Annotated in this window: 18 protein-coding genes; 16 read left to right on the top strand and 2 right to left on the bottom strand. The window is 30.4% G+C overall.

Annotated elements, in window-relative coordinates; genetic code table 11:
* The first annotated feature begins 282 nt into the window (after positions 1–282).
* The 6 genes from eutC (at position 283) to ACJDT4_RS20125 (ending at position 5,760) form a co-directional block, all read left to right on the top strand.
* Entirely contained in the window at positions 283–1,002 is a 720-nt protein-coding gene (gene eutC / locus ACJDT4_RS20150) for an ethanolamine ammonia-lyase subunit EutC (RefSeq protein WP_406789450.1), read from the top strand.
* A 221-nt stretch (positions 1,003–1,223) separates the two neighbouring features.
* Entirely contained in the window at positions 1,224–1,913 is a 690-nt protein-coding gene (locus tag ACJDT4_RS20145; protein ID WP_406789401.1) for a transglycosylase domain-containing protein, read from the top strand.
* Positions 1,914–2,063: 150 nt separating this feature from the next.
* Positions 2,064–2,426 carry a GntR family transcriptional regulator gene (locus ACJDT4_RS20140; protein WP_406789400.1) on the top strand — a complete coding sequence of 121 codons (363 nt, stop codon included), beginning with the start codon at positions 2,064–2,066 and terminating at the stop codon, positions 2,424–2,426.
* Positions 2,427–2,443: 17 nt separating this feature from the next.
* On the top strand, positions 2,444–3,124 hold the full coding sequence (locus tag ACJDT4_RS20135) for an ABC transporter ATP-binding protein (protein ID WP_406789399.1): 681 nt from the start codon (positions 2,444–2,446) through the stop codon (positions 3,122–3,124).
* Positions 3,114–4,436 (top strand): ABC transporter permease, encoded by a 1,323-nt coding sequence (locus tag ACJDT4_RS20130; RefSeq protein ID WP_406789398.1) that lies wholly within the window; start codon positions 3,114–3,116, stop codon positions 4,434–4,436. Before ACJDT4_RS20135 ends, ACJDT4_RS20130 begins: the two co-directional genes overlap by 11 nt.
* A gap of 13 nt (positions 4,437–4,449) precedes the next feature.
* The gene (locus tag ACJDT4_RS20125; protein ID WP_406789397.1) at positions 4,450–5,760 is read left to right on the top strand and encodes an ABC transporter permease; all 1,311 of its coding nucleotides are present in this window, start codon (positions 4,450–4,452) and stop codon (positions 5,758–5,760) included.
* A gap of 191 nt (positions 5,761–5,951) precedes the next feature.
* On the opposite strand, the gene ACJDT4_RS20120 is transcribed toward ACJDT4_RS20125, so the two are convergent.
* Together ACJDT4_RS20120 and ACJDT4_RS20115 are read right to left on the bottom strand one after the other, a co-directional pair.
* A complete protein-coding gene (locus tag ACJDT4_RS20120; protein WP_406789396.1) occupies positions 5,952–6,488 on the bottom strand; it encodes a permease in 537 nt (178 codons plus the stop codon).
* Positions 6,485–6,964: a permease gene (locus tag ACJDT4_RS20115; RefSeq protein ID WP_406789395.1), complete on the bottom strand. Its 480-nt coding sequence runs from the start codon at positions 6,962–6,964 to the stop codon at positions 6,485–6,487. The genes ACJDT4_RS20120 and ACJDT4_RS20115 overlap by 4 nt, the downstream gene beginning before the upstream one ends.
* Before the next feature lie 181 nt (positions 6,965–7,145).
* On the opposite strand from ACJDT4_RS20115, the gene ACJDT4_RS20110 reads away from it, so the two are divergent.
* From ACJDT4_RS20110 to ACJDT4_RS20065, 10 genes are all read left to right on the top strand, one after another.
* Positions 7,146–7,484 carry a helix-turn-helix transcriptional regulator gene (locus tag ACJDT4_RS20110; protein WP_406789394.1) on the top strand — a complete coding sequence of 113 codons (339 nt, stop codon included), beginning with the start codon at positions 7,146–7,148 and terminating at the stop codon, positions 7,482–7,484.
* 113 nt (positions 7,485–7,597) lie between these two features.
* Complete coding sequence (locus ACJDT4_RS20105) at positions 7,598–8,074, top strand: hypothetical protein (RefSeq protein WP_406789393.1); 477 nt, start codon at positions 7,598–7,600, stop codon at positions 8,072–8,074.
* A gap of 224 nt (positions 8,075–8,298) precedes the next feature.
* The gene (locus ACJDT4_RS20100) at positions 8,299–9,327 is read left to right on the top strand and encodes a 3-deoxy-7-phosphoheptulonate synthase (RefSeq protein WP_406789392.1); all 1,029 of its coding nucleotides are present in this window, start codon (positions 8,299–8,301) and stop codon (positions 9,325–9,327) included.
* Positions 9,328–9,518: 191 nt separating this feature from the next.
* Complete coding sequence (locus ACJDT4_RS20095) at positions 9,519–10,124, top strand: HAD family hydrolase (RefSeq protein WP_406789391.1); 606 nt, start codon at positions 9,519–9,521, stop codon at positions 10,122–10,124.
* A gap of 78 nt (positions 10,125–10,202) precedes the next feature.
* Positions 10,203–12,959 (top strand): sigma-54-dependent transcriptional regulator, encoded by a 2,757-nt coding sequence (locus ACJDT4_RS20090; RefSeq protein WP_406789390.1) that lies wholly within the window; start codon positions 10,203–10,205, stop codon positions 12,957–12,959.
* A 93-nt stretch (positions 12,960–13,052) separates the two neighbouring features.
* On the top strand, positions 13,053–13,460 hold the full coding sequence (locus ACJDT4_RS20085) for a PTS sugar transporter subunit IIA (RefSeq protein ID WP_406789389.1): 408 nt from the start codon (positions 13,053–13,055) through the stop codon (positions 13,458–13,460).
* Between the two features lie 23 nt (positions 13,461–13,483).
* Entirely contained in the window at positions 13,484–13,942 is a 459-nt protein-coding gene (locus ACJDT4_RS20080) for a PTS sugar transporter subunit IIB (RefSeq protein ID WP_406789388.1), read from the top strand.
* A gap of 29 nt (positions 13,943–13,971) precedes the next feature.
* Positions 13,972–14,736, top strand: a complete 765-nt coding sequence (locus ACJDT4_RS20075) for a PTS mannose/fructose/sorbose/N-acetylgalactosamine transporter subunit IIC (protein ID WP_406789387.1) — start codon at positions 13,972–13,974, stop codon at positions 14,734–14,736.
* Positions 14,723–15,559: a PTS system mannose/fructose/sorbose family transporter subunit IID gene (locus ACJDT4_RS20070; RefSeq protein ID WP_406789386.1), complete on the top strand. Its 837-nt coding sequence runs from the start codon at positions 14,723–14,725 to the stop codon at positions 15,557–15,559. The genes ACJDT4_RS20075 and ACJDT4_RS20070 overlap by 14 nt, the downstream gene beginning before the upstream one ends.
* 28 nt (positions 15,560–15,587) lie before the next feature.
* Entirely contained in the window at positions 15,588–16,553 is a 966-nt protein-coding gene (locus ACJDT4_RS20065; protein WP_406789385.1) for an SIS domain-containing protein, read from the top strand.
* Positions 16,554–16,578: the final 25 nt, after the last annotated feature.

Below are 16,578 nucleotides of genomic sequence, written 5' to 3'. Positions count from 1 at the left end.
GTAGAGTGAAGGATGATTTTCTTCCGCTTTGCTTCAGAAAATCTTAGAATTAATACTTAAAACAATTTTTCGCTTAGCTTTGCTAAGCATCATTTGTTGAAAGATTTTCCGTAATGAAATGGAGGGAAATCCACATTCACTCTACTCTTTGCTCTCTACTCTCTACTCTTGTTTTCATAGGATTACTTGTAGAAATTAAAATAATAGTGCTCCAAGTATTTCAGAACATACATAATAAAAAAGGGGGGGGATTACATGAACTATGATGATATAGAAAAGAGCATGACCTTAGATAATAATAAAAATTATGAGGCTTGTTTAAAAATGAAGGAAACTACTCCAGCGAGAATTTGTGTGGGAAGGGCGGGAGCAAGATATAAAACCAGCACATTTTTAAAATTTAGAGCTGACCATGCAGTAGCACAAGATGCAGTTTGGTCTTATGTTGATGAGAGTGTAATTGATGGGCTCGGATTTTTAAAAGTTCAAACTCTTGTGAGGGATAAAGAAGAGTATATTACAAGACCAGATCTTGGAAGAAGGTTTTCTGAGGAAACTATGAAGTATATTAAGGATAATTGCATTAAAAATCCTGATGTTCAGATAATAGCTGGTGATGGACTTAGTTCTCCTGCTATTACGGTAAACTTAGAGGACATATATTCTATAATGATTGATGGGTTAAAGGCTAAGGGCTATAAAATAGGTACTCCTATATTCGTAAGATATAGTAGGGTTGCAACGATGGATAGAATAAGTGAAGCTTTAAATGCAAAAGTGACAATAATTTTAATTGGAGAAAGACCTGGACTTGCAACAGGTGAAAGCATGAGCAGCTACATGGCTTATGAGGCAAGTATCTTGAAGCCGGAATCTCAAAGAACTGTAATTTCTAATATACACAAAAAGGGTACTCCACCAGTGGAGGCAGGAGCTCAAATTGTTCATCTTGTAGATGTTATGATGATGGAGAAGAAGAGTGGGGTAGAACTAAAAATATAGATATGTAACTTAAGAAAGGTTAAAAACTCTGCAAATGATAATTGATTGCAGAGTTTTTTTATTGTTGACAATAATTGCTCAATAGTGTACTATATCAATAGTACACTATTTCTATTATTACAAAATTGTAATCTAAATGAAATTTAAAACAATATGTAAAATTAATATAATTGGTTAAAATGATAAGTGAAACATACAATGAGTATAGGAGATGATAACATATGAGGAAAGCATGCATTTTTTTAATAACTATTTTATTTTTAAATATATCAGTTCACTATATAGTCGAGAATAGTAATTCTAAATATGTTATGAATAATAATTTAATAAATCAAATTTCTCGTAGGGTACCGAATTATACAAATATAAATGATATTCCAAATAATTTAAAAAATGCAGTTGTGGCTACTGAGGACAGAAGATTTTATCAGCATGGTGCTTTTGATTTTATATCAATTGGACGAGCATTGATTACAGATATAAAGGAAGGTAAGTTTAAAGAGGGAGGAAGTACAATTACTCAGCAGTTAGCTAAGAATTTATTTTTGTCTAATGATAAGACTATAAAAAGAAAGTTTAAAGAGATATTTTTTACTATGGAACTTGAGAGAAGATATACAAAAGATCAAATATTGGAAATGTATTTAAATGTAATATATTATGGTTCGAATGTTTATGGTGTAGAGAATGCGAGTGAAAGATATTTTAATAAAAGTTTAAAAAAGTTATCATTATCGGAATGCTCAATGCTTGCAGGTATACCTCAAGCCCCTAATGATTATAATCCTGAAAAACACATAGATAAGGCTAAAAAGCGACAAAAAATTGTTCTAAATGCAATGGTCAAGAGTGGGTTCATCAATAAGAAAGTACAGGAAAATGCATGGAATAAATCATTGGTCATAAATTAAATATTATTTTAAAATAACTTTTATAAAATTTGTATGAGAAGTAGCTAGCCAAATAAGTATAAAGTTAATTTTTAATTAGGCATTGACATATTTAATATTCTAGTGTACTATAATTATAGTACACTAGAATATTGGTTTAGGAGGGATAATGTGAATATATGCTTTAATAATGAAATACCAATTTACATTCAGATAATGAATTATTTAAAAAATGAAATTATTATTGGAAAAATAAATAATGGATCAAAATTGCCTTCTATAAGGGAACTTTCAAATCAGTTCAAAGTTAATTGTAATACAGTACAAAGAGTTTACAAGGAAATGGAAAGAGAAGGAATAGTACATGTTGAAAGAGGAATGGGAACTTTTATTGAAAATGATGCAACTATTATAATGAGCTTAAAGAGAGAAACAGCAGAAAAAATAATAGATGAGTTTATAAATAAGATGAAAAATATAGGGTTTAATAATGGTGAAATAATAAATAGCATTAATAATAAAATAAAAAAATAAATTGTGGAGGGTCAATTATGATAGAAGTAAAAAATGTTTCAAAGGTTTATAAGATGGGAAAGGAAAGAGTCACAGCTTTAAATAATGTAAGCTTAAAAATAGATGATGGCGAATTTGTAGCTATAGTTGGACCTTCAGGTTCAGGAAAATCAACACTTATGCATCTTGTCGGTGGACTAGATACTCCAAGTACAGGGAGCATTTATATTGATAACAAGGATATAAGTAAATTAAAAGATAAGGAAATGTCTAAATATAGAAATGAAACTATAGGATTTGTGTTTCAAGCATTTAACCTTGAAAATACTCAAACCGCACTTGAAAATGTAATGATGCCACTTATATTTGCTGGAGTAAGTGGTAAGGAAAGAAAGGAAAAAGCTAGAAGATCACTTGAGATGGTTGGACTCGGAGATAAAATTAATCATAAGCCAACAGAAATGTCAGGAGGACAAAGGCAGAGGGTTAGTATTGCAAGAGCACTTGTAAATGAACCACAAATAATATTTGCAGATGAGCCTACAGGAAACCTTGATTCTAAAAATGGCGAACTTATAATGAAGCTTTTAAATGATTTGAATTCAAGGGGATATACAATAATAATGGTAACACACAATATGGAAGAAGCTAAAAAATCAAAAAGGGTAATAAAGATAAAGGATGGACAAGTTCAGGAGGTGTCAAAGGATGAAATTTAACGATGGAATAAAACTGGCATTAAGGGATCTTAGTAGAAGAAAGGGAAGAACGTTTTTGACAGCTCTAGCAGTTGCAGTTGGTACAATGCTTATAGTTACATTAGTTAGCCTCGGAACCTCTGGGGAAAGTCTTATTTTAAATGAAGTACAAGACAGCCCATCACTAAAGGCAGTTCAAGTAATGAACATGAAATATTTTGATATGAATAGTCCGGATTCTGATGATATAGATACAAGTACAATGTTTAAAAAGATAGATGATAAGGCTATGAAGAAATTTTCAAAGATAAAAGGTATAAATGATATTAAAGCTAATATTTCTGTTAATGTAAATAGCATTAAAATAAATAACAATGAAAACAAAAATGAGACTTCAATTTTAGCATTATATAACAATGACAGTGCATTTAGTAAAGATAGCATTGCATCAGTAAGAAAAAGTAACAAAAATAATAAACTTCAGCCAATAGTCTTTGGAAGAAATTTAACTAGCTTAGATAAAGATAATGTACTTATATCTGAAAATTATCTTAAAGCTATGGGTATAAAGGATTATAAAAGTGTGTTAGGAAAAGAAGTAACTATTACTGAGACAAAAACAGAAAATTCAAGTATTACATTGCAGCCATATTCCATAAAAGGAAAAGTGGTAGGAATAATAAATGATAAGTTTGTAGACGGGAATCAAGTAATAACAACTATAGATATGGCAGATAAATTAAAGAGCTATTATTCCCTTCAAGATAATTATTTGAAAAATCAAGGTTATGATGGAGTAATGATAAATGCTAAAAGTATTGATGATGTTTCAAATATAACTGATTCGATAAAAAGAATGGATTATGCTAACTCTAGCTACTATTCTATTGTACAGCAGATAAAAAGCATGTTTAAAATCACGAAAGTTATACTTGGCATACTTGGATTAATAGTATTATTTGTTGCAGCTGTTGGTACCGTAAATACTATGACAATGGTTATATATGAAAGAACCAAATCCATAGGAATAATGAAATCTATAGGAGCAAATAGAAGCAATATCCACAGAGTATTTTTAACTCAAGCAGGAATAATAGGTGTTATTGGTGGGGTAATGGGGCTAATATTTAGTGGCGTGAATGTAGCTATAATTAATTTTGCACTTAAAGTATATCTTGAAAGTAAAAAAGTAACTCGAACTATTAATATTACAATGCCACTATGGCTAATATTTGGAACCTTGGCTTTTTCAATTGTAATTTGTATAATTGCAGGAATATATCCATCAAGAAAAGCATCAAAAATGGATCCTGTAGAAGCATTAAATGCATAAGGAGGCAAATTAAATGAAATTAAGTGATAACATTAAAATGGCTTTTAGCGATCTTAATAAAAGGAAGCTGCGTACAGCATTAACCTCTTTTGGTATAGCAATAGGATCAACGCTTGTAATAGTAATGGCTGGACTTGGACAGGGCATTCAAACTGTATCTAATAATCAAATAAAGAATATGGACACGTTTAGAGAAATAGTTGTTAAACCTCAAGAGAGTTTAGGAAAAGATAAAACTAAGGATAAGAAAATTGATCAGGATATCCTTAATAAATTTAAAGCTATAGATGGTACATCAGGTGTTTCGGCATCAATAAATACTACAGCTGCTGAAGTTAAAATAGATGATAAGACAGGCAAAAATGTTAATATTCAAGGTAATAATTTGAACTTTAATATAGTTATGGATGGAGAGAAAAGCCAGCTTAAGAGCGATAAAGAAAAAGTTAAGAAATATGGGTATAAGTATATAATTGCAGGAAACAGTATAAAAACTGGAGATACTACTTCTGTTCTTGTTGGACAGGGATATTTAAGTAAAATAGGATTAACTAACTATAAAGGTGCAGTAGGTAAGGAGGTAGAAATAAAGGTTTCGCTTCCTAAAATGCAGGGTATGCAAGAAAAAGCTCCTCTTGTAATAAAGGCGAAGGTAGCAGGAGTTGTAAATCGAGCATATAACTCTGGGCGAAATGTAGTTATTGCATCAGATGAAATGGCAGCTAAAATTCAGGAATATTATATGGGCACAAAGAACTACATACAGGCAAAAGGATATAGCAATGTAACTGTTGAAGCAAAAACGATGGAAGATGTTGCAAAAGTAAACAAGCAAATAAAAAAGCTTGGATATATAACTCAAGCATATGAAGGTTATGCAGATCGAATGAATTCTGGACTTATAATAATCAAAGTTCTTTTAACAGCAGCAGGAATTATAGTACTTTTAGTTGCATCAATAGGGGTTATAAATACTATGTCTATGGCTGTGCATGAAAAAACTAAGTCTATTGGAATAATGAAAGCTCAAGGGGCTTCAAGAAAAAATATAAGAGCTATGTTTGTAGTTCAATCCGGTAGCCTAGGATTTGTTGGATCAGCAGTAGGAACTATAATTGCAGTAGCTGGTTCTGCAATTGCAAACCAAGTTATAGTTGCTAATAAGATAGGTGGAATTGAAGAGGGAATGACACTTATTGATATTAGAATTTCTACAGTAGTATTTACAATAGTATTTACAGTTGTTGTAGCAATGATAGCAGGACTTGTTCCAGCAGGAAAGGCAGCAAAATTGAATCCTGTGGATACTTTAAGGTTTGAATAAATGAACAAGTGATTTATAAATTTGTAGAAGCAGATTAGAGAGTAAAGAGTACAGTGAAGGTGGATTTACCTTCGTTATATTCTTTACTCTCTACTCTGCTTTTTAAATTTTAGTTTATTAGGATGAATTTGGTAGTGATAATTTCATTTTGTCTATCTATAATATAAGATTACTTTTGAATCAGTATAGATTTAATTTACGCTTTCTGCATGCTTATAGATGCTTTCTCTTTGCTGCTGTGATATTGTTTTGTCAGTAATAAATGCTATTAATATAATGGCAGGTATATCAATCATGTATCTAGTAAGCATAAACCGCCAGCCCATTACAGATGCTTCAAATAGGGATATAGGTATTTTTGTGGCGGACCATGCACCTATAAAAATTAACACATTGAAAAATTTACTTCCCTTCTTCATCAAAACAGCAACAAAAGGAAATGAAAGATATACTGGTCCAGCGGCAAATGAACCTAATAAAAAAGCAATAAGCATGCCTCTTAATCCTGAACCTTCTCCCATAAGCTTTATCATAGTATCCTTCTCTATCCAAACGTCTAAAAGTCCCATTAAAAGAAAAACCGGTGGCATAATTGCAAGTAGTTCCTTTAGACTATCTTCTGTTCCTTTTAATGAAGCTATTCCAAGAGAAGGTTTTATTAATAGTAAAATTAAATTAACTATTAGTATCAATCCAAATACTCTATATCTTTTTAGTGTTTTTTTCATCTTATCAACACTCCCATCATAAAAGCAATTATAAAAGAAAACATAAGGGCAAGAAAGTTTCTGGTGTATGTGACCTTTTTGCCCCAATATTTTGCTTCGAGAGGAATTGTAATAACGCCTACCATTACTGATGTTGATATAAACATGATTATTTGAGGCATACCAGCACCACTTTTTAATAATGTGGCTGCTAATGGGAATGTGACAAAACCAGGTATTACAGTGCAGGATCCAATAACAGCAGCTAATAGTATACCTACTATACCTGATTGTTTACCAAGTATTTTTGAAATAAATTGTGGACTTAAAACAGCGAGCATTATTCCAATAATAAATAGTATTGAGAGAAATAATGGTAGAATGTTTTCAAAGAATTTCCATGCTTTTTTAATAGCTAGCAGCGTTTTTTTACGACTTTTAATTAGAGACATTATCAATAAAATAAAAACTAAGATATATAATCCGATAGTAAACATAAAGCCCTCCTTAATTAGTTACGTAAAAATAAAACATGTCAAATATAAAACACTATAGTGTAATTAACACTATTAGCATACAATTATTTTTGAATAGTGTCAATAGCACTAATGTATTATTTGATAAAAGATGCATTAAGTAATATAATGTCATTAAAATATGAACAAAAGGAGAGGTTTTATGCCTATTAAAAGAAAACAATCCCGTCATCTGCCTGCTTTTATTTTGTTAACATTGGCTGAAGGAGCAGCTCATGGTGGTGCAATATATAATTCACTTATGGAAAAGGTGCCAAATTTTCAATGTGACCAAGGAGCTATATATCGTGCTCTCCAGAAGCTTGAGGAGGATAATGCAGTTACATTTTCATGGGATACAACTAGCACAGGACCTGCAAAAAAAATTTATAGCATTACAGATGCTGGACTTAATCAGCTTGATGATTGGAAAGTTGATATAGAACAAAGAATTTTATATTTGAAGTGTTTTTTGGATAGGTACAAAAAATTAAAAAAGTAGAACTAGATATTTTAATATAATTAAATACTGTAAATTTTATACACTTGCATTATGTTAACTTATGCTATATATTGTTATTTATACACATACATAAAGTACAAGGTGGAATGATTATGGGATACAGTATTATAGATATAGTTGATAAAGCAATAGAAATATTAAGTAAAAGAATAAGTGCGTATGAAAAAATAGAGGAAGAGAATCAAAATAAACCATATGCTAAAATAATATCTAAAGTTGTTATAAAGGAAGCGTATGAGAATTTAAAGTATTATAAAGATGCTAAAAAAGAAATATGTGGATTGAAATTAGAAGAAATCGATTTCAAAACCTATGATAGAATATCATTTTTGGTAAATCAATTTAATCAAAGAATCTATTCGTTAGAGTTTACTAATGCAAAGGATTATTTTAGAAATATATTAGATTTTCAAAGAGATGTTAGAACGCTATTTATAGATATCCAGGGTAGACTAGTAAAAGATGAGGATGATGTCCATAAAGTGACATATGAAATATTAAAGAATATGATTAATTATAAAACAGAAGAAATTAGAAAGCTTGAGGATGTATTAAAAAGTAAGTGGTAAGGTTTAAATATATAACTAATTTGAACATAAACGAAAATTAATTCGTGCAAATTTCTACAAAATGTAGTATAAAAGGATTAGGGGATTTTTATATGGTGAAATTACTTCTAAGTTTTAAGCGACAAAAGTATTTTTAGTAGCATTTGATTTTAAAATCTGTAATAGATTTAAATTGAGTTTAATTTTACCATATGAGCAAAAAACAAATACTGGAGGCTATTTTAATGAACTTAAAATTTGAAAAGAAACTACCAAGTCCACAAGAGGTTAGAGAAAGCATTCCACTCTCTAAGGAAGCATCAGAAATTAGAGCAACAAAGATTAAAGCACTAAACGATGTTTTTGAGAGCAAAAGTGATAAGTTTGTGTTAATTATAGGACCTTGTTCCGCAGATAATGAGGATTCTGTTTGTGAATATATAGGAAGACTTGCAAAGGTTCAAGAAAAGGTTAAAGATAAAATTATAATTGTACCAAGAATTTATACAAACAAGCCAAGAACTACAGGAGAAGGCTATAAGGGTATGATGTCACAGCCAGATCCAAGCAAGGCACCAGATTTATCAGAAGGAATTACGGCTATAAGGAATTTGCATATAAGGGCACTTACAGATTTTCATATGCCAGCAGCAGATGAAATGCTATATCCTGAGAATCATGCATATTTGTCAGATGTGCTTGGATATGTTGCAGTAGGTGCACGTTCTGTAGAAAACCAACAGCATAGGCTTACAGCAAGTGGTGTTGATATACCTGTTGGTATGAAAAACCCAACTTGTGGAGATATTTCAGTAATGCTTAATTCAATTAAGGCTGCTCAATTAAGCCATGAATTTATATATAATAACTGGGAGGTTAAAAGTGAAGGAAATCCACTTGCACATGCTATATTAAGAGGAGCTGTAGATTCTGATGGAAGAAGCATACCTAATTATCATTATGAAAATTTGGTACAGCTTGCAAACAATTATCAGGAGATGGAACTTAATAATCCAGCTATAATTGTAGATTGTAACCATGCAAATTCAATGAAAAAGCATATGGAACAGCCTAGAATTGCTAGAGAAGTTTTAATGAGCAGAAAGTACAATTCTGTTTTGAAAGACATGGTTAAAGGACTTATGATTGAAAGCTACATTGAAAGTGGAAGACAAGAAATAGGAGAAAATGTATTTGGAAAATCAATAACAGATCCATGCATTGGATGGGAAGACAGTGAAAAGTTAATTTATTTTATAGCAGAAAACTTGTAACAGTTGATAATTGACAGTTGATAGAGGATAGTTAAGGGTTGATAGTTGGAAGTTTGTAGTTGATAGTTAGGAAAAATTAGTCCTAAATTTTTCGTAGCGTTAGCGGAAAAAAATCATTATTAACTGTTAATTATCAACAAACAACTGTCAATTGTTATCTGTTAACTATAAACTGATTTGGGGGTGTCAGAATGATTAAAAACATAATTTTTGATATTGGAAATGTTCTTTTAAAGTTTACACCGGTGGAATTTCTTAAAAATAAGTTTCATGATGAAGAAGTAGTAGATGCTTTATATAAGAATATATTTTTAAGTAAGGAATGGATTGAACTTGATAGAGGGACAATCACTGATGAAGAGGCAATTGATAGATATTGCAGCAGAGATCCTGAACATGAAAATGAAATAAAGGAAGTTATGGCAACTTGGAATGAAATGCATTTGCCTGTTGAGGGAACTTCAGAATTTTTAAAGAGAATGAAGAAAAAGGGATACAAAATATATTTGCTTTCAAACTATCATTTAAAAGCCTTTGAATTTATAAATGGCAAATATGATTTTATAAGAAATGTAGATGGAGAAATTATATCTTGTAGAGTTAAACTTTTAAAACCAGAACCTGAGATATATAAGGCTTTAATGGATAAGTATAATTTAAAACCTGAGGAAAGTGTATTTATAGATGATACCAAAATAAACATTGAGGCAGCAAAAAAACTTGGACTTCATGGTGTACTATTCAAAGGTTTTGAGGATATGGAGAAAAAGCTAAAAGAAGAAGGAATTAATGCTTGAAATTCTACATTTTAATTAACTCTCATACTATTTGTTTGCATTAATTAATTAACTAATAGTTTTTGGGAAGGAGAAAAAATGGGGAAATTGGATACAAAAGAAGCTATTTTGAAATTAATTGAGGACATTACTAGAGATTCTTCGGCAAATTTAAAATTTGATAAGTTGTCAGCAAGTAATATAAGTGAAAATTTAAGTATTAAGAGAAATACAGTAAGCCATCATCTAAATAAGCTTTTTAACGAGGGAAAGCTAATTAAGATAGAGTCAAGGCCTGTACTGTATATTCATAAGGGAGCTTTTTCTAAAGCTTTTTTTAATCCTCGTTTTAATAAATATTCTAAGTTGAGTTGCTTGATTAGTGAAAAAAAGGAAAACGATAATCCTTTTGAGAAGCTTATAGGATATAATGGCAGCCTTAAGGCAATAATAGAAGAATTAAAAACTTCTATATTATATCCTCCAAATGGGCTTCCAATTATAATATATGGTCCTACGGGTGTGGGAAAGAGTTTTATAGCGTCATTAGTATACGATTACGCAAAAGCAAACAAAATTTTAAAAAGTGATGCTCCGTTTATGACGCTTAATTGTGCTCAATATGCAGATAATCCAGAATTATTATCGGCAAATTTGTTTGGTAACGTAAAAGGAGCATATACAGGAGCAGATAAAGACAGAGAAGGTATGCTTCAAAAAGCTAATGGAGGTATTTTATTCTTAGATGAGATACATAGATTAAATCCAGAAGGTCAAGAGAAATTATTTGTATTTATGGACAAAGGGATATTTACACGACTCGGTGAAAATGGGATTACTAAGAAAGCGCAAGTAAGGCTTATTTTTGCTACAACTGAAAAATCAGAAAACTATCTTCTTAAAACATTTACAAGAAGAATACCAATATCTATTGTTATTCCTGATTTAAGAGAAAGAGGCTGGAGTGAAAAATTGGAGCTTATATACAGTTTTATTAGAAATGAAGCTAGCATTTTGAACAAAAAAATTTTTATAAGTTCAAAAGTGAGAAATCTACTCTTAAATCATGAGTTTACAGGAAATATTGGTGAACTTAAAAATATAATTAAATATATGTGTGCCTATGTATATACGTCTAATCCAGGGGCTTATGAGCTTTACATAAGGATAAGCAATATTCCTAAGGAAATATTTAATTTTCTAGATATAAATGAAAAAATCAGTGTAGAAGAAAACGATGTATTAATTGATAAAGACACAGATATATTAAAGCTTATGGACATAGAGAGAAGTAGTTCTAATTTAATAATTAAAACTATAGAAAGTATAATAAGAAGCTTTAAGAACTTAAAACAAAATAGGATTGATTCCATATCTTTTGAATCAGATGCATTTAGAAAAATTGATCTTTTGTTTGATAAACTTATATTTTCTAATGCACATAAAAAGAATGATATTATAGTTGACTATACTATAAGAAACCTTAAGAGTGTTTTGAATTTTTGGACAGAAAACTCAAACATAAGATTATACTCTAATAGTATAAAAACTTTTTCAAGCTATCTTATTTATAGAAATGAATTTGGATTTCATGAATTAAGTATGAATTCAAGGGTAAAAAACTATATTAAAGAACTTATGAAATTTATAGCTTCAAAATATCCTTCCGAGTATAAGCTAACAAAGGATTTAAAGTACCTTATAGAAAATAAATTTGACACAAGACTAGGTGATATAGAAGATATTATATTTACATTTTATATTAAAAGTCTTACGGTGGATAAACAAAGTGATTTTATAAAGGGTGTAATAATAACTCATGGGTATGCGACTGCGAGTAGCATATCAAATGTTGTAAATAGACTTCTTTCAAAAAATATTTTTGAAGCCTTTGATATGCCAATTGAAGTATCCTCGGAGGAAATAATAGATGAGGTTAATAAGTATATAAAAAGCAATGCTTTAAATAAAGGTATAATTTTTATGGTAGATACCGGTTCATTGAACGATATAGGTGCTTATGTAATTAAAGATACTAAAATGCCTATAGGTTTAATAAGTAACATATCAACTCAAATGGCTTTAGATATTGGAACGAGGATTTTACAAAAGCAGCCTATTGAGAAGATTTTAAAAGAAGCAAAAGAAGAAAATGAAATTCAGTACAAAGTAAATTATCCTAAAGATAAAAAAAATCTTATAATAACAACTTGTAGGACAGGTATAGGGACTGCAAATAAAATAAAAAAGCTTATACTTATAAGTATTGAGGATGATGAAAAAGTAGATGTAGTTTCTTGTAACTTTGCAAATTTAAAAAACAATAAGTTAAATAATGAACTTTTTAAAATATACAATGTAATTGCAATTGTGGGAACAGAAAATCCAAGTATTAAAGGAGTGAGCTTTATTTCACTTGAAGATTTAATTTCTGGTAATGGAAATGAATTTATGAATTCACTGCAGAGAATATTTACACAAAGAGAAATAGAGAAGATAAACATGAATTTGATTAAAAATTTTTCACTAGAAAAGGTAATCAATTCGTTAACCATTTTGGATACAAAAAAAGTAATGAATGAAATTGAAAAGTCAATATTAAACCTTGAGTACTTACTTGGAATAAATATAAAAAATGCAGTTAAAGTTAGTCTTTATGTCCATATAAGTTGCCTACTTGAAAGATTAATAAGAAAAAATCCTATCTTAGATTATCCAAATTTAACCGAATTTAAAAAGTGTCAACAAAATTTCATTAAAATATCTAAAAAAGCTTTCAGTGTCTTGGAGGATTTATATGGTGTCAACTTTAATGAAGCTGAAATTGGGTACATTTACGATATAATTAAGCAGTAAAAATTTAAAATGTAGGAATTAAAGAGTGAAAGCCGTTCCATCTATTTGGCACGGTTTTTGCTCTTTTATATTTTACGTAAAAGGAGGTTGCAAATGAGAAAGATAATATTAGCATCACATAGTTATTTATCTAAAGGAATGAAATACTCTGTTGAAAAAATATTAGGCAAGCAAGAAAATCTTGATTTCATTTGTGCCTATGTAGAAGACAGGGATTTAGGAGAGGAAGTGAGGAAAAAAATTCTTTTAAGGGATGAGAATGATGAAATAATAATTATAACTGACATTTTAGGAGGAAGCGTAAATAACGAACTTTCAAAGCTTTTAAGGGAGAAAAATATTTATCTTGTAACAGGAATGAATTTACAGCTTGTAATAGAAATTCTTATAAGTAATTCTCAAAATATAGAAGAGCTCATTGAAAATGCTATTGAAGAAAGTAAGAAAGGTATAATTTTTTATAACAAGCAAAAGGTTCAGATTGAGGATGAAGATTTTTAATTTAGATTAGGAGATGATATAAAATGATTCGTTTGCTTAGAGTAGATCATAGATTGCTTCATGGACAGGTGGCTTTTGCTTGGACAGCAGCATTGCAGGCAGATTGCATATTAATTGCTAATGATGTAGTTGTTACTGATAAAATAAAAAAAGCTTCAATTAAGCTTGCAAAACCAAATGGAGTTAAGCTTGTCATGAAAAGCATTAATGATTCAATAAAAGCATTAAATAGTGGTGTTACAGATAAATATAAGCTATTTATAGTAGTTGAAAATATAAAAGATGCTGCTGCATTAGCTAATGGAGTTCAGGAAATTAAAAGTATAAATCTTGGAGGCACAAAGGCTACAGATAAAACACATGCAATTTCAAATGCAGTAAATATAACAGATGAAGAGGAAAAAATATTAGATAGTTTGAAGAAAAATGGAATTGAAGTAGAATTAAGGCAAGTTCCTACAGAATCAAAAAAACAGTATTAATTTAATATGTAAATTGAGGGGGAAAACAAATGCTTTTGAAAACGTTTCTCATATTTCTTGTAAGTGTTTTTGGTTATGCAGAATATTTTTTATCAGGTAGAGGGCAAATTTATAGACCAATTGTGCTTGGAGCGCTCACTGGATTAGTTCTTGGAGATTTAAAAACAGGTCTTATAGTTGGCGCCAATCTTGAACTGGCTTTTATAGGCATGCAGGATATTGGAGCATCTGTTCCGCAGGATACAACTTCTGCAGCAATTATTGGAACAGCCTTTGCAATAAGTACTGGTAAGGGAACTGCAGCTGCACTTACTTTTGGAGTTCCTCTTTCTATGCTAATACTTTTCATTCAAAATGTATTTTATATTTTTATTTCTCCAATGTATGTACACAAGTGCGATCAGTATGCTGAGCTTGGAGATTCAAAAAAGTTATCTCGTATGGCATTTTGGGGAGGTACTATAGTTAACTTTTTACCTTCAATTCTAATAGTTACAGTTTGCTTCTATTTTGGAAATACCTTTGCAAAAACTATTATAGCGTATATTCCTAATTATGTTCAGAATGGACTAGTTGTTGCAAGTGAAATATTACCTGCCTTTGGATTTGCAATGCTTTTAAGGATGATAATGAACAAAAAAATTCTTCCATTTTTCTTTTTAGGCTTTCTCCTTACAGAATATTTAAAGGTGCCAGTAATAGGTGTAGCTTTATTTGGAGTTGTTTACATCTTATTAACTATGAATAATGAGAATTCAAAGATGGAGGTGGAAACAGAAGATGAAGACTTCTAGCGAGATAAAAAATAGTTCCAAAGTAACAAAAAAAGATTTAAGAAGAGTGTTCTGGAGAACTTTTACTATGGGTGCTTCTTGGGAATATACCCGCCAAATGGGAGTTGGATATGGTTATGCTATCACTCCTGTAATTGATCGTATTTATAAAGATAAAAAGGAAAAAGCAGAAGCTTTAAAGCGACATCTTGAGTTTTTTAATATTACCAATGTACTTGCTCCCATTGTTTTAGGCATTACAGCTGCAATGGAAGAAGAAAATGCAAAAAATAAAAATTTTGATACTAATTCTATAAACAATATAAAGGTAAGTTTAATGGGGCCTCTTTCAGCCATTGGAGATTCTCTTTTTATGGCAACATTAAGAATTATAGCGACAGGTATAGCAGCAGCGTTCTCTCTTCAGGGTAATGTACTTGGACCAATATTATTTTTGCTGATTTACAATGTTCCATGTACACTAGTGCGTTATTTTGGACTTAAATTTGGGTACAGAGCAGGAACAAGCTTTTTTGAAAAATTAGGAGATAGCAATTTGATAGCAAAAGTTTCAAAACAAGCTTCGGTCTTAGGAATGATGGTAGTTGGCGCTATGACTGGAAGTTTAATTACAATTAATACTCCTGTAGTGTTTGGCTCAGGTAAGGCAGCTATAAAGCTTCAGGCAGATGTTTTTGATAAAATTTTACCCGGGATGCTTCCTCTTGCTGTTACCTTTTTGATGTATTACCTATTAAGTAAAAAAGTAAAAATAGGGTACATTCTTTTGGGAACAGCTATAGTTGGAATTTTAGGAACAGCAGCTGGGGTATTAGTACCATAAAAATTTTAATTATAAAGGAGATATAAATATGGATGCAAAAAAAATAATAAATCAAATATTAGAGGAAAAAGGAAAAATAACTGATGTTTACTTTGTGGCTTGTGGGGGTTCTCTTGTAGATCTATATCCAGTGAGTTATTTTATTCAAGGTGAATCAAAAACTATTCATTCAATGTATTATACTTCTAAGGAATTTGTAATATCTGCACCAAAGACCCTTACTAAAAACAGTATAACTATTGTATGCAGTCATAGTGGAAATACTCCTGAAGCTATTGAAGCAGCTAAACTTGCAAAATCACTTGGATCATATGTAATAGTATTTACAAATAATGAAAAGTCCAAAATTAACAGTGATTCCTTTAACGTAATTGTATATCCATGGGGAGATGAAATATCAGTACAGGATGAACCTATGGGAGAAAGCTATGCACTTATGAATGAGCTTCTTAAAGCACAGGAGGACTATTGTGAATATGAAAAGATGAAAGATGGTTTATCGAAAATAGATGGTGTAATAAGGAAAGCTGTGCAAGTAGAAAAAGATAGTGCTGTTAGTTTTGCTGATAAATATTCAAAAGAGCCTTTTTTATACATTGTAGGTTCAGGAGCATCTTTTTCTCAAGCTTATGGATTTTCTATTTGTTCATTGATGGAAATGCAGTGGATAAATTGCGGGTATATTCACTCTGCGGAATTTTTTCATGGACCTTTTGAAGTGCTGGATAAGGATGTACTTTATATACTTCTTATGAATGAAGGAAGAACGAGAGTTATGGATGAAAGAGTTCTAAAATTCTTAAAGAAATATGGCTCAAAATATGCGGTAATAGATACAAGAAATTTTGGAATAGATATCATAGACAAGGATGTAGTTGATTATTTTAATCCATTTGTATTTTATAAAATGGCATGCCTGTACCGTGAGGAATTAGCAAAGGTAAAGGGACATCCAACAAGTGTTAGGAGATACATGGGAGTTGTTGAATATTAATTAGATTAAGTACAATTTAAGATAC

The organism is Clostridium neuense, from assembly GCF_045310695.1.
Classification (GTDB): Bacteria; Bacillota; Clostridia; order Clostridiales; family Clostridiaceae; genus Clostridium_S; species Clostridium_S neuense.
The sequence above is the reverse complement of the archived record's forward strand: the minus strand, read 5'-3'. Positions and strand labels throughout refer to the sequence as shown.

Bases quoted from the DNA above. Each gene is read 5' to 3' on its own strand.
- ACJDT4_RS20115 (WP_406789395.1), bottom strand. From the start codon at position 6,964: ATGTTTACTATCGGATTATATATCTTAGTTTTTATTTTATTGATAATG.
- ACJDT4_RS20090 (WP_406789390.1), top strand. From the start codon at position 10,203: ATGGGGAAATTGGATACAAAAGAAGCTATTTTGAAATTAATTGAGGAC.
- ACJDT4_RS20065 (WP_406789385.1), top strand. From the start codon at position 15,588: ATGGATGCAAAAAAAATAATAAATCAAATATTAGAGGAAAAAGGAAAA.
- eutC (WP_406789450.1), top strand. From the start codon at position 283: ATGACCTTAGATAATAATAAAAATTATGAGGCTTGTTTAAAAATGAAG.
- ACJDT4_RS20130 (WP_406789398.1), top strand. From the start codon at position 3,114: ATGAAATTTAACGATGGAATAAAACTGGCATTAAGGGATCTTAGTAGA.
- ACJDT4_RS20120 (WP_406789396.1), bottom strand. From the start codon at position 6,488: ATGAAAAAAACACTAAAAAGATATAGAGTATTTGGATTGATACTAATA.
- ACJDT4_RS20080 (WP_406789388.1), top strand. From the start codon at position 13,484: ATGATTCGTTTGCTTAGAGTAGATCATAGATTGCTTCATGGACAGGTG.
- ACJDT4_RS20145 (WP_406789401.1), top strand. From the start codon at position 1,224: ATGAGGAAAGCATGCATTTTTTTAATAACTATTTTATTTTTAAATATA.
- ACJDT4_RS20135 (WP_406789399.1), top strand. From the start codon at position 2,444: ATGATAGAAGTAAAAAATGTTTCAAAGGTTTATAAGATGGGAAAGGAA.
- ACJDT4_RS20070 (WP_406789386.1), top strand. From the start codon at position 14,723: ATGAAGACTTCTAGCGAGATAAAAAATAGTTCCAAAGTAACAAAAAAA.
- ACJDT4_RS20095 (WP_406789391.1), top strand. From the start codon at position 9,519: ATGATTAAAAACATAATTTTTGATATTGGAAATGTTCTTTTAAAGTTT.
- ACJDT4_RS20125 (WP_406789397.1), top strand. From the start codon at position 4,450: ATGAAATTAAGTGATAACATTAAAATGGCTTTTAGCGATCTTAATAAA.
- ACJDT4_RS20110 (WP_406789394.1), top strand. From the start codon at position 7,146: ATGCCTATTAAAAGAAAACAATCCCGTCATCTGCCTGCTTTTATTTTG.
- ACJDT4_RS20085 (WP_406789389.1), top strand. From the start codon at position 13,053: ATGAGAAAGATAATATTAGCATCACATAGTTATTTATCTAAAGGAATG.
- ACJDT4_RS20100 (WP_406789392.1), top strand. From the start codon at position 8,299: ATGAACTTAAAATTTGAAAAGAAACTACCAAGTCCACAAGAGGTTAGA.
- ACJDT4_RS20105 (WP_406789393.1), top strand. From the start codon at position 7,598: ATGGGATACAGTATTATAGATATAGTTGATAAAGCAATAGAAATATTA.
- ACJDT4_RS20075 (WP_406789387.1), top strand. From the start codon at position 13,972: ATGCTTTTGAAAACGTTTCTCATATTTCTTGTAAGTGTTTTTGGTTAT.